The following is a 12,921-nucleotide window of genomic DNA, read 5'->3' on the forward strand; positions in this document are numbered from 1 at the left end:
ACAGGCGCTGCACAGGCCTGGCTAATGGCCGGGAATGCGGATCGGCGGCTGCTCGGCTTCCTCTGGCACGTTGATCATCTGTCGATTGGCTAACAGCACGTAGCCGAATCGTTCGAGCACGATCGGATAGTCCATCGTCTCGAACGGCAGCCTTCCCCGCAGGGCATTCGGAAGCAAGATCATCGTCCGCCCCGGTTGGGTCAGGTAGGGCTTGATGTTCGCCTCCTCATTCAAGGGAATCATGATGGCGTTCCGCTTGGCATAGAACACCAACGAGGGGCGAGGCTGACCATAAATGATCAATCGATCATCCGGGCCAAGGTTTGCTCCTGCGACCTCGGCTAGTCGTTGCGGCGGCTCAATGACAAAAAAGTTGACGATCGGGAACACCAGTTGTGTGACGGCCAGGACGACGAGAGCCAGTGATCCTCCGGCAGCCCAGAATGCGGCAGGACGTCTGGATTCGCTCAAGCCGAAGTAGGCGACGAGTCCCATCCCCAGCAGAAAGATGGATGCGATGGTGTAGGGACCGGGTCCGAGTCCCACTTGGCCTGCCAGGGGGAATTCGTTGGCGAGTTTGGGGGCAAACCGTGCGTACAGCGGAGGCAGTAATGCAAACGCGATCGCCAAGAGGCAGCCGACGGAGATCATGGTGTGCAGTGCGGCGCGGGCTCCAGGCGCATCAGGGTCGGTCACGCAGCGATGCCAGAAGGAGGCCGTCAAAATGGCTGCCGCAGGAAACAGCGGGGCGATGTAATGAGGGAGTCTGGTCGAGGAGAGGCTGAAGAAGATCAATCCGCCGATAAGCCAGACCGCAGCAAACCACTCCAACGCCCGTGGCGAGGCTGACATGGCCTCCGCAGAGGAGGCCTCGGCGAACAGCCCCTCGCGATTGGCGTTCCGCCAGCTCTTGTAGGCGTGATACCAGGCAAACGGCAGGAAGCCGCTCCAAGGGAAGAACCCGAGCAGGAAGATGGGCAGGTAGAACAGCGGTGTCCCGCCGTGGCCCTCCATAGCGCCGAAGAACCGACCGATCGTATCGCCTTGTGCGGAGGTCGTATAGCGCTCTCCGTGGATACTCCACATGGTCAGGTACCAGGGTAAGGTCAGCGTCAAGAGGACCAGCAGGCCGGCGATGGGGTGCCCACGCTCCCGGAACAGTGACCACGAGCGGGTCAACCACAAATAGCCGCCCGCCGCCAATATGGGGATCAAGAAGCCGATGGGCCCTTTGGTCAGGGTAGCGAAGGCCATGCCGACGTAGAAGAGCCATAGGGCATGACGTTCCCGCCCCGAGCCATAGAGGCCCAGCCAGAACCCGTAGAGTGCGAGGGTCGTGAAGAAATTCAGCACGCTGTCGGTCAGGGCCATGCGGCCGAGGCCGATGATTTCCAGGTTCAACAGCAGCATCGCTGCGCCGAACAGTCCCATTACCGGGCCTCGACAATGGGTCAGGAAGAGGTACTGAAGCAGAATCAGTCCGAGCCCGAAGAGGGCCGAGGGGAAGCGCGCGGCGAACTCAGTGACCCCGAAGGCGTGGTAGGAGAGGGTCATCAGCCAATAGACGAAGACCGGCTTGGCGAATCGTGGCTCATAGTTGAAGGTCGGACTGATGTAATCCCCTGTTTCGAACATCTCGCGTCCCGCCTCGGCGTTCCGTCCCTCATCGCGGTCCGTGAGTCCGAGCGAGCCGAGGCCGACGAAGAACAAGACGGCCGCCATGGCCAATAGGAGCAGCAAAGCCGGCGGTTGGATCGATCGATCCGCCGGCGTCGGCGCTGCGGGGGGGGCGGGTTGTCCGTTCAATTCCGGTTCCATCAGGATTTCGTCGCGGGCGAGGTTGCACCGGGATCGGCGTGACCAGGGCGGTGGATGAGCATGAGGTTCCGCAGATAGACGATACTACCGATGCTCTGGCCGGCAATGAAGACGGGATCCTCACGATAAATGGCGTAGGCGAGCGTGATCAGACCGCCGATCAGACTCATGTACCAAAAGGCCGTGGGGACCCGGCTTTCGGCGTGGCGTTCTGAGGCAATCCATTGGACGACCCAACGCATGAAGAAGATTCCCTGGCCAAGGAACCCGATGATGAGCCACAGGGTTTCGATGGTCATAGGGGTGTGGACGTCGGAATAGAGGGAGATGGCGTCGGAGCGGTGCGATAACGGTATCGGAGACAGCGATGTTGCATCCAGCGCACGGCGATCAAGTCGTAGAGTCCCTTGAACAGACGATTGCCGACACCATACTTCGACGTGCCGCGCGTGCGGGGGGAATGGCGCACCGGGACTTCTGTGACGGTAAATCCGTGCATCAAGGCGAGGGCCGGGAAAAATCGATGCATGCCCTCGAAAAGCTGCAGTTTATCTACCACCGTGCGGCGGAACAATTTGAGCGAGCAGCCCGTATCGTGGACGCGGTCTCCGGTGACCGCGCTGCGTACGGCGTTGGCGATACGAGACGACACCTTGCGCGTCAGGCTGTCATGCCGATTCTTCCGCCAGCCGCACACGAGATCGTACGTGTGAATGTAGGGGAGCAGCGTGGCGAGATCTGCCGGATCGTTCTGGAGATCTCCGTCGATGGTCATCACCAACTCTCCAGTCGATTGTTTGAACCCCGCATCGAAGGCGGCGGACTGGCCGTAGTTCCGATCGAAATGGAACACCTTCACTGGGGCATATTGGTTGGCCAAGCGATCCAAGAGATCCGAACTCCCGTCGGTGCTCCCATCGTCGATGAACAACAGCTCGAACGGAGCCGATCGCGACTCTTCCCGGCCATCCAGGACCTGCATGAGTTGCTCCGTCAAGGGAATCAAGTTGTCGTGTTCATCCTTGATGGGGATGACCACGGAAGCCCATGGGCGGGTCACCACAGTCATGGAGCGGGATCGGATCCTTCGCGCAGGGGTTCGTCGATCGTCACGGGCGACATTCTACAAAAGGCATGGAGGAGTGGTCAAACGGTGCCGGCCTCCGGGGCCGCTGACGGACAGCGCCTACTCGATCAACAGCCGCCGGTCCGTATAGTCGGCGATCTGCGGATCCTGCGAGAGGAAGAGGATCGACCAGAGTTCGTCTTTCGCGCAGAGCCGCCGGAGGATGGTCTCGCGCGTGGCCGGCAGCATGTTGTGAAGGGTGCCGTCGAAGATCAGCAGCTGCGGGCGAGTCACGATGGCGCGCGCCACCAGCAATCGCAGGGTTTGGCTCAACGACAGGGGCGACCGGTACCCTGAGATCCAGGTGTGCAACCCCTGCGGCAACGCGTCGATCTCCTTGTCGAGTTCCACGAAGTGAATCGCCCATTGCAGCTGCTCGTAGGCGATGTCCGCTCGGCCGAGGGTGATATTGTCTTCGACCGTGCCGTCCAAGAGCGTGGGGAGGGAATCCAGCACCACTCCTCGAACGCGACTGATCGATGCCCGCTGCACCTCGACCAAGTTCATCCCGTTGTACCGCACGAATCCGGCGGTCGGGGGGCGAAGGCCCGCCAACACCATCGCCAGTGCTGTCTTGGTATGGTTGGAGGCACAGAGCAGTGCGACCTTTTCCCCGGGTGCGACGTCCAGGCAAACGTTCTCAAAGAGGACGGCCCCGTCCGTCGCCTTGTCGGAGAGGTTGCGGCAGGTCAGGTGGATGCCGGATGAGCCGAACGCCGCTGCCGGCACCTCGGCCCTTGTTCCCTCATCCTCCGTGGGCAACGAAAAGACGGCCGCGATCTCACGGCAGGAGACAAACGCGAAAAACATCGCCACCATGCGCCGGGCCAGGGTGTCCATGTTCAGCAGGAGATTGCCCACCAGCACCTCGGCGGCGGCGAATTGTCCCACGGTCAATTGCCCGTCGACTACGAGCAGCCCCGCCGTGACGATGAGCCCGCTGTGGCCGGCGACCTGCCAAAGCGCTGCGGCCTTGTATTGACGGCCGGTCAACGTGTCGGACCGGCGCTGCCGGATCCTGGCGTAGATGCGCGTCAGTGCGTCGGTGCGCGTGAGCAGGTAGGGGCTCTCTCCTGCCGCCCGCAGATGGGGGAGGTTGTGAGCGATGTTTTGAATCCACCCGAAGATCTCATAATGCAGGCGCGACATCTCCAGCGTGATGAAGAAGCCTCCGCGGCCGAATATGGTGAGCAATCCCACGAATCCAAGCAACAGCACCAGGATATAGACCACGAAGAGCGGATGGAACAGGATGAGCATGGTGATACCGATGGTGCCGACCACGGCGACGTTGAAGAGGTCCGCCACCATGGCCACCAGTGCGCGCGTCAGCAGGTCCGCTTCCATGAAGCGATGGGCCTGTTGAGGGTGGAAGGTATCGTCGCGCAGGCGGGGCAGGAGCAGCGTGAAGGCGAGGGCAATGCGGGTATAGAGCCGTTGCTGGAATGTCTCTACGGCGCGCGCTTGGAGCACGCGAAACGCGGCCACGCCGGTCAGGGAACTGGCCACGAAGAGGGTCAACGTGAAGATCATGCGCGGCTCCATGGCGAAGGAGAACGTGCTGACCAATTCTTGAACGGCAATGGGTACGCAGAGGAGGAAAAGTCCGATGCCGACGGCATAGGTCGCAATGATGCCCAACATCTCTCGCTCAGCCTTCAGAAGGAAGCCGACGTGCGTTAGGATGTCGCGAAGGACGTCGACGAGACGGTATTGAGGGAAGGTATCGTGGTCTGAGGTAATGGTGGTGTTGGGAAGGGCCACGCAAGCACTCCTACTGTGCGATGTGCCAGTAGGAGTTATCAGCCGTCCATGTGCATCGTGGACCGGCGGTTCTCGGTGAACTCCATCACCTGTTGAAGCGGCTGTCGATGGCGGGAGTCTAGACCGAGTCTCGCCCGTCCGTCAACCAGACGAGAGTTTCCCGACGGCTCCCCTGGCGGACCGCTTCAGGTCGTTATAGGAACAGAGACTTTGCAATCAGCGCGAGGCCGGAGAAAAAGAGGAAGGTTGCAAAGCTGGTTCGGTACCGCGCGCTATCGAGGCGACCGTATAAAAAGCGATCGCTCAAGAGGAACGTGCCGACCCCCAGCGCCATGTAGGCCGTGGCTGTGGTGGACAGGATGGCGGCAGGGCCCAATGAGAGCCCCAAGGTGATGAGTTGGAACAAGGCGAAGGTGCCGTAAGCGGCGGCCGTCGTGGCGCGCGTGCGGTCCTTCTCATAGTGGCGAGTGTGGATGATGGCGGTCAAGAGCGAGCCGCCCAGGTTGGTCAGGCCGTGAACGATCCCCATTACCATGAAATAGATCCGTTCCCACCGGACGAACGATTCGATCCATTGATTGAACGGCCCGTAGACGCTCTTCAGCGCTGCGACAATCAAGAAGAGCCCGACCAAGCCGCCGATGTTCAAGCGGAACTTCGCCACCAACAGGAGGCACAGGATGACGCCCGGAATCGTAAGGGTAAGGATTTGCCGGTAGAAAGGCCGGTCCACATGCCGTGTGTCCTTCGCCACTTGCAGGATATTGATGGTGAGCGAGATCGGCAACAAGATCGTGAGGACCGTGAGGAACTCATGCCCCAGGACGAGCAGAATGGGGGTGCCGAACAAGAGCACCCCGACGCCGAAGAGCGACTGAATCGTCGCGGTGAGAAGGACGGTGGCCAGAATGTCCCACTGCATAAGGAGCCTAGCGGGGTGATTCAGAAACCGTGGCGTCCGCCGCCGCGATGGTAAAGCGCATGGTGCCCATCAGGCTCATCTCGTTAACCTCTTCGCCGGCGTGAATTTCGACCCTGTAGCGTCCCGGCCGCCAGTCACCCTGAGTGGGAAACAACTTCAGGTAGCCCGTGTGGTCCTCAAGGGCGATGAACATGGCGTCTTCCGCAACGAGGGCGGTGGTTTCAAGGCCGGCGACCTGCTCGGGGTAGCAGCGCCCGAAGATTTGGAAAGATTGGTAATGCTGGTGGAGTTCGAACACGATGAAGACCGGCTTGGAGCCGGACGGAAACCGTTGGGTGGGTTTGACCGGCACGATCTCATGGGTTCGCTGGAACCCCAGTTCCTCTTCGAATCCCTCCGCGAGCACGATGGAGCGAAACATCCCTTCCGGAGGCGCATCGAAGTTGTAGGGTTTGGTGTGCTCCGGGCGGTTCTGGTATTCCGGGATCGGGACATTACGGGTGAGCGGAAGGTCTTCCGCCTGAAGCAGAGAGGGAAGCAGCAGGAACACACACAGCAGCCCGCAGGGTGGCCTCATACCGCCTTGGTACACTCCCTCGATCAGGCCTGTCAAGAAACCCGTTTCGTCGGATCAGAGGCCCTAGTCGAGTTGCGGGGGAAATTTCCTTCCTGTTAGAATTTCGCCTTTCCTAGAGGGGGGATGGAATGGATCAACAACTCATGACGAAGCCCGATGACCTTGACGCCTTGCCCCAGCCGCTCGGGGAGTATAAGCCGGTCGATCACTGGCAGTCCCACATCAATGTCTTGTTCTATCAATTGCGAGGCGACCAGCAGCGTAATTTCTATCAGACCTTCGCTTCGGCCGACTATCGCCTCGCCCATGCGTTGGCTGCGGACTATTATGAGCAGGTCACCAAGCGCGACAAGAAAGTCGCCGCGAAACGAGCGTCGTCCCCCGCTGCCGAGCCCTCGAAGGAGCCGGCTTCGCCGCCTCAATTGACCGTGATGGAATGGGGGCCCACCAACGGGAACCTGGCCGCCTGTTTTCTGAGCCATCTTCAGTGTCTCGATCAGGGGGGCACGGTGTATCCGCGAGTGCGCTACGTGCTGGTGGATTCTCAGGCCCATGCGTTGGAACTGGCGCGTGCCCATCCGGACCTCGTTCCCCATATAGGCCGGGTCGAGACCCTCTGTGCCGATGTAAGCAATCTAGCTACAGTCGCGGACGGCACGGTGGATCGCATTTTCTGCAATGAGTTGTGGAACGAATTGTCGACGAAGCTGTTGGTCAAGAAGGCCGGTGAGTTTGAGGAGGAACATCTCCGCCCGAATCTCAGCGAACGCAAGGCGCTGTCGATCGCTGATTGGTCGGGATTTCTGCGGGCCTTCGAGGCTAAGGATGTCGAGCGACTCAAGCAGTTTCCGCCCTTTCTCGACGATCTGATCTGGGAGCGTGAATACCATAAGGTGGACTGGAAGGAGGTCCCCTATCGCAAGACGATCACCGAGTTCATGAAGGGCATCGACGACGAAGTCTTGATGCCGGTGAATCTAGGCGCCTGTGCCTCCATCAAGGAAGCGAAGCGGCTGCTGGCGTCCGACGCGGTGGGATTCAGCAGTTTCGACGCCGGAACGGCGGATATGCAGGTCCTCCAGGACCCGGACAAACCCTGTTATGGACAGTTCGGCGGCCAATACAGCTTCATGGTGAATCTGGCCTTGATCCAGGCTGTGGCCAAACACATGGGGATCAATACCTCCACGATCGAGACCCAGCGAGAGTTTGTGGGGAGCCGGCTGAACACCAACGTGATGACGCTCATGGATCTCTTGGCCTGTCATCCGATGGTCGGCTCCAAGGTCCAACCGTGGGAGTTGGATCGATTGACCCTGCAAACCATCCGTGCCCTCAACGAAACGTACGAGAGTCCCTACCAGCGCAAGATCGAGTTCCCGCTGCGCAGCGAAATGCCCGCAGAAGAGCGAGAAACGGCGCAGGGGATTCTCTTGTCGCTTAAGCCAAGCGGCATTCCTGACACCATTGCGTATGTGACCGAGGAGGAATTGAGTCAGGCGCAACCGGAGTTGGAAAAGCTAGGGTATGAACGCGAGGCATGGCTGATGGCACTCGGGGCGCCTCCCAGCCCCATCGAGTATTACCATTTCTCCTTCCGTCCGTAAGGCCTCCTGCCTAACGAACGGCGCGAAGGTGTCGCTCCCATGCCGCGGAAAATGCGGGAGAAAGAGCTTGACTAATCAAGTTCGTTTCTATAGCCTTTCCCGCGATTTCTGAAGGGAGACTCGTCGGCCGCCACCATGGCGTCGAAAGCGATGAGGTACGGTATCCCGGTCCCGGTCATCACAGACGCCTTTCTCCACGATAGCGGTTGCGGGGTGCAAGTGCCTGACCGTGCGTCGTGCGAATAATCGCACAGCTGTAACAAGGAGCATACAGTACCATGTTTGGTTCGTTCGGCTGGATGGAACTGCTGCTGATTCTCATCATCGTGCTGATCATTTTCGGTGCGGGCAAGATTCCGCAACTCGGCGAGGGATTGGGCAAAGCCATCAAGGGGTTCAAGAAGTCGGTGCATGAACCGGATGCCATCGATGTCACGGCGTCGGAGGCCGATTCGCCGACTCCCCAGCCGACGGCACAAATCCAGCAAGCCGGACAGCCGGCTGCACCGCCGCCTCCGCAGCAGGCTGCAGCGGCTCCACCGCCACGGGAGACGCAGGGGTAACTTGCGGGACTGAGAAAGCACACTGAAGACCGAGAGGCGCGGCAGCGGGTCGCCCCTCCTTCAGCAGAATCGTCTCAGCAGGAAACACCATGTTCGGTCTTGGCGCCGGCGAAATTCTCATCATTCTGGTGATCGCGTTTCTGTTGTTCGGGCCGAAACAGTTGCCCGAGATCGGTCGTCAGGTCGGGAAAGCCGTGAAGGGTTTCAAGGAAACGGCCGACGACCTCAAGAAGACGGTTGAGCCGGAGCTCAACATGATTCAGCAGGAAATGAAGATGGTGGAGCAGGATTTCGAGGCGTCGATGAAAGAAGCGGAAGAAGAAATCAACCACGCAACGTCGGGTGCGGAGCGCGCGGCAGAAGAATCGGGCCTGCCCAAGCAGGCCTAGGATCAGTTCATTGACCGCTCTGCGACTGTGAAGGGAGGTGAAGGCCGTAAGATGACAACATGCTTGGTGGGGTGGCGTTCGTCTCGGGATTGGGACGGGCAGCGGAGCCGGATGGTGGGCACCATCAGGTCTGGCCGACACCGCACCAGACAAGATTTGTAGCTTCATAGTGCAATAGCGGTTGGATGTACATGCGGCGCCCTGCGTGCATGGGTACACAACGGGTTGCCATCCAATTCACAGGAGGAACGCTATGAAACGCATCCATGGACGGATGAGATGGGGTCGATTGGCTGCCATCTTTGGCGCTGCAGTGGTTTCGGCGCTGCAGTGTCTGACGGTCCCGGCCTTTGCCGGATTTGAACTGCCCCCGGGCGAACGTATCACCAACCTTCCCGCCATTCCTCGCAACATGCCACAAAAGGAAGCGTACGAAATTTACGATCCGGTCATCGGACGCAATTTCGACGTGAAGAATCTCTGGATGCGCGCCGACCTGCGCGTGCGGCCGGAAATGCGGAACAACGGCTGCTTCGGTATGGCGATGAACGCCAACGGCTCCTGTAATACGTTCGGAACCAGGGGTAACGCCGCGGGTGGCGGAAACAAGGGTAACGACTTCTTCGTGCAGCAATGGATGCGCTTGGGCATTGGGTATGACCTGTCGCCGGATGTGAACTTCTACCTGGAAATCATCGACAGTGCTACCTGGGGCGGTAACGGTACCGCGACGAACGCGGGTAACGGCGGCGACCCCTTGAACCACAACTGTTCGGCCACCGCCACCGGTTCCTGCCGTCTGGGCGTGCGCGCGGCCTACATGTTGGTGAGGAACCTCGCCGATATTCAGGGCTTGAGCATGAAGGTCGGTCGTCAGTATGTGATATTCGGCAACCACTCGTTGTTCGGCCACTTCGACTGGGCGAACACCGGCTATTCCCATGACGGTGTGATGTTCGCCTACCAGACCAAGAATTGGGACAGCTACTTCGGTTGGTTCAGAAATTCTGAGTCTGATCTCAACCAGGCGGCGGCCGTGGGCAGCGGATCCGGAAACATCGCCGGCAATGCGAGCGGCAGTGATGCCAACCGCGATGCGGACATGTTCATTTTTTATAACCAGATCAAGGTGGTTCCGGGCATGATTATCGAGCCGTTCTATGTGTATTACAAGAACAACTACGGCTCTTCTGCCACGGCGGGTGTCGGGAATCAAGCGTTCGGCTTGGGCACCGCGAAGCATGCCAACCAGACTCGGCACATGATCGGTAACCGAATCGAGATCCGCAAGGGTGGATTCGACTTCAGCAACGAAATCGCCTGGCAGTTCGGTCAGATGGGACAGGCCGGAGCCTGCGCCGGAGACCAGAAGTGTTTGCACATCAATGCTTGGGCGACCAGGAACTGGATCGGCTATACGTTCTATGATACGGCTTGGAAGACGCGTATCGCGTTCAACTTCGACTACGCCTCCGGCGACGGTCGGAATAACACCTGCGGTGCGACCCCTGGGTCTTGTAGCACCGCCAACACGTTTGAAAACTTCTTCCCGACCAACCACATCCACATGGGGTATATGGATGTGCAGGCTTGGAAGAACATGCTATCTCCCTCGGTCAACCTGCAGGCCCGTCCAACGGCTCGCGACCACATTGAGCTGTGGTACACGAACTTGAACTTGGCCAGTTCGAAGGACTGCTGGTATCGAGGTGCGCAGGGCTGTTACGTGCTCTCCAACGCCAACAACACGAAGACCCACATCGGTGACGAAATCGACGTGGCCTACACCAGAATGTTCGCCGACGGCAAGGTGGCCCTGCAGGCCGCCTACGGCACGATTTTCAGCGGCGGCTATCTGACGAGCACGTTGAATCAGCAGGTCAACCAACACTGGGCCTACATGTCACTGTGGATGAACTTCTAAGCATGCGCGAAGCGTGACACGTCAGGCAACAAGGCGAGGCCGTTCCTGGCGATGAACAGAAAAGGAGACACGCAATGAAGACACTCATGTTCGTAACGCTGAGCGTGGCAGCGTTTGCGATCGGCAGCGGGCCGGTCGTGGCGCAGGCCCAGGTGGCGGATGCGATTCAAGCGGTGAACGATGCCATCGTCGAGTTGACCGACGCACCGGCACTCGGCAGGCGGACCACCGTCGATGTGACGAAGCGTTGGGGGGCTGATCGATCGGTCATCGACAGCGCCACGGCGAAATTGCAGGATGGACTCAGTAAAGCCCAGTCAGGCGGCGTCGGCGCCGATGCCATGCGTCAACTGAAGATGGCGGTGGATTACGGCAAGGCGCGCTTGCACAAGGAGGCTCGCTTGTCGGCCCAAGGCGCGCTGTATTATCTCTGTCAAGCCAATCAGAGCCAGGGGCCAGGCTGCGACACCGTGCCGAAGTACGGCAGCTACACTGCCCCATAGGCGATTCATTTCGGGTTCGTGAGGGGCAACCCCCGCACGTCCCACATGGGCCCCGCCGAGTGATCCTCGGCGGGGCTTCTTATTCCATGCCTCCGCTGGATCTCGCGCCGATGCCCCCACACGAGGCGAGTCCGATGTCTTGTCCGACGGAAGTCGCGCAGCATATACTCGCGCAACCGTGACTCACGACGACCTTCCTGCCGCCGTACGACTCCCCGCGGACGACCTCTCGCATCGCCTCACCCATACATTCGGATTTCCGACCTTCCGGCCAGGACAGCGTGACGTGATCACCGCCGTGATGGCTCGACGGGATGCGATGGCAGTGATGCCGACGGGCCAGGGAAAGTCCTTGTGTTACCAGCTGCCGGCGACGTTGCTGCCGGGATTGACGCTGGTCATTTCTCCTCTCATCGCCCTCATGCAGGACCAGGTTGCCGCCCTCACACAGCGGAAGGTCGCGGCGGCGGCCTTCCATTCCGGCTTGTCGGAGCAGGAGCGGGAGCGGGTGGTGCTCGATCTCAAGTTGCGGCGGCTGCGATTGCTCTATCTCGCTCCGGAGCGTATGCAGCACGAGCGGTTCCTTCGGTTATTGCGTTCGCTCTGGGTGTCGTTGCTGGTGGTGGATGAGGCCCATTGCATTTCGCAGTGGGGGCATGACTTCAGGCCCGACTATCTCAAGATCGGCCGACTGCGCCAGGAACTGATGCATCCGCCCTGCCTCGCTCTGACGGCAACGGCTACCGCGCGTGTTCAAGCGGATATCTGTGAACGGTTGTCGCTCCGAGACCCGCTCTGTCTGGTGACGGGCTTCCGGCGATCGAACCTCGCCCTGTCCGTGCGCCCCTGCAGGACTCGCCGGGAGAAACTCATGCAGTTGGAGGAACTGATCCGTGAACAGGAGGCCGGAGCGGTTCTCGTCTATTGCGCCACCCGACGTGCGGTCGAAGAGGTGGCGGCGTGGCTCGGACGGTCGCACTCCTCCGTTCTGTACTACCACGCCGGACTGTCGGATGACGATCGGCGGGCCGTGCATAACGCGTTCAGAACGGGAGCCATCCGGATTCTAGTGGCGACGAACGCCTTCGGGATGGGCATCGACAAGGCCGATGTGCGGCTCGTCGTCCACTTCGACATTCCCGGCAGTCTGGAGGCCTACTACCAGGAGGCGGGGCGAGCCGGCCGCGACGGCCACCCGGCCTCCTGCGTCTTGTTCTTTCATGAGTCGGACGTGACGACGCAAGAGTATTTTATCCGGCAGGCTTCAAGGGAAACCGGGCCGTCGGCGCGTGCCGACCGTATGAAGACGCTCCTCCAAGATGTGCTGGGGTATGTGTCGAGGACAAGCTGTCGGCAACTGGCAATCCTCGAGTATTTCAGCGATGAGGCCGAGCGGGCATTGGGACCCTGCGGCCTCTGTGATCGCTGTCGGCCGGAGCCCGCCTCATCCGGGTGGAGAGCGGCTTCCGTTTCAGCGCCTCCAGGGCCGGTCTCGGCCGATCCTCATCTGTTTGAGCAATTGCGTCGATTGCGCTTGGAGTTGGCGGAGGAGGAAGGTGTGGCCCCCTTCGTCATCTTTCACGACAAGACCCTGCGGACCCTCGCCGGCTTGAAACCTACCACCCTCTCGGCCCTGTCCGATATCCCCGGCATCGGCGACGTGAAGATCGAGCGGTATGGCCGCCGCGTCCTTGCGGTGCTGCGTGGCGACCGGTAGCGGATCTCGCG

The 12,921-nt window shown here is 60.2% G+C and carries 11 protein-coding genes and 1 pseudogene; 6 read left to right on the top strand and 6 right to left on the bottom strand.

The window, feature by feature from the left end; translation table 11 throughout:
• Positions 1 to 21 precede the first annotated feature (21 nt).
• The 6 genes from HRU82_12565 to HRU82_12590 form a co-directional block, all read right to left on the bottom strand.
• Positions 22 to 1,818: a glycosyltransferase family 39 protein gene (locus HRU82_12565; GenBank protein QOJ35722.1), complete on the bottom strand. Its 1,797-nt coding sequence runs from the start codon at positions 1,816 to 1,818 to the stop codon at positions 22 to 24.
• Positions 1,818 to 2,117 carry a lipid-A-disaccharide synthase N-terminal domain-containing protein gene (locus HRU82_12570; protein ID QOJ35723.1) on the bottom strand — a complete coding sequence of 100 codons (300 nt, stop codon included), beginning with the start codon at positions 2,115 to 2,117 and terminating at the stop codon, positions 1,818 to 1,820. The genes HRU82_12565 and HRU82_12570 overlap by 1 nt, the downstream gene beginning before the upstream one ends.
• Positions 2,114 to 2,887: a glycosyltransferase family 2 protein gene (locus tag HRU82_12575; protein QOJ35724.1), complete on the bottom strand. Its 774-nt coding sequence runs from the start codon at positions 2,885 to 2,887 to the stop codon at positions 2,114 to 2,116. The genes HRU82_12570 and HRU82_12575 overlap by 4 nt, the downstream gene beginning before the upstream one ends.
• A 117-nt stretch (positions 2,888 to 3,004) precedes the next feature.
• On the bottom strand, positions 3,005 to 4,588 hold the full coding sequence (locus HRU82_12580) for an ABC transporter ATP-binding protein (GenBank protein QOJ37202.1): 1,584 nt from the start codon (positions 4,586 to 4,588) through the stop codon (positions 3,005 to 3,007).
• A 313-nt stretch (positions 4,589 to 4,901) separates the two neighbouring features.
• The gene (locus tag HRU82_12585) at positions 4,902 to 5,630 is read right to left on the bottom strand and encodes a hypothetical protein (GenBank protein QOJ35725.1); all 729 of its coding nucleotides are present in this window, start codon (positions 5,628 to 5,630) and stop codon (positions 4,902 to 4,904) included.
• A gap of 7 nt (positions 5,631 to 5,637) precedes the next feature.
• Positions 5,638 to 6,207, bottom strand: coding sequence for a hypothetical protein (locus tag HRU82_12590; protein QOJ35726.1), 570 nt, complete (start codon positions 6,205 to 6,207; stop codon positions 5,638 to 5,640).
• A 128-nt stretch (positions 6,208 to 6,335) separates the two neighbouring features.
• Between HRU82_12590 and HRU82_12595 the strand changes: the two genes are divergently transcribed.
• The 6 genes and pseudogenes from HRU82_12595 to HRU82_12620 all read left to right on the top strand — a co-directional run bounded on the left by HRU82_12595 (position 6,336) and on the right by HRU82_12620 (position 12,910).
• The gene (locus tag HRU82_12595; GenBank protein QOJ35727.1) at positions 6,336 to 7,814 is read left to right on the top strand and encodes a class I SAM-dependent methyltransferase; all 1,479 of its coding nucleotides are present in this window, start codon (positions 6,336 to 6,338) and stop codon (positions 7,812 to 7,814) included.
• A 278-nt stretch (positions 7,815 to 8,092) separates the two neighbouring features.
• A complete protein-coding gene (tatA, locus tag HRU82_12600) occupies positions 8,093 to 8,377 on the top strand; it encodes a twin-arginine translocase TatA/TatE family subunit (protein QOJ35728.1) in 285 nt (94 codons plus the stop codon).
• 89 nt (positions 8,378 to 8,466) lie between these two features.
• The gene (locus HRU82_12605) at positions 8,467 to 8,766 is read left to right on the top strand and encodes a twin-arginine translocase TatA/TatE family subunit (GenBank protein QOJ35729.1); all 300 of its coding nucleotides are present in this window, start codon (positions 8,467 to 8,469) and stop codon (positions 8,764 to 8,766) included.
• 253 nt (positions 8,767 to 9,019) lie between these two features.
• Positions 9,020 to 10,690 carry an alginate export family protein gene (locus HRU82_12610; protein ID QOJ35730.1) on the top strand — a complete coding sequence of 557 codons (1,671 nt, stop codon included), beginning with the start codon at positions 9,020 to 9,022 and terminating at the stop codon, positions 10,688 to 10,690.
• 74 nt (positions 10,691 to 10,764) lie between these two features.
• Positions 10,765 to 11,193: a hypothetical protein gene (locus tag HRU82_12615; GenBank protein QOJ35731.1), complete on the top strand. Its 429-nt coding sequence runs from the start codon at positions 10,765 to 10,767 to the stop codon at positions 11,191 to 11,193.
• A 211-nt stretch (positions 11,194 to 11,404) separates the two neighbouring features.
• Positions 11,405 to 12,910: pseudogene (locus HRU82_12620) on the top strand (ATP-dependent DNA helicase RecQ).
• The last annotated feature ends 11 nt before the right edge of the window (positions 12,911 to 12,921 follow it).

The organism is Nitrospira sp., from assembly GCA_015709715.1.
In the GTDB taxonomy this organism is placed as follows: Bacteria; Nitrospirota; Nitrospiria; order Nitrospirales; family Nitrospiraceae; genus Nitrospira_A.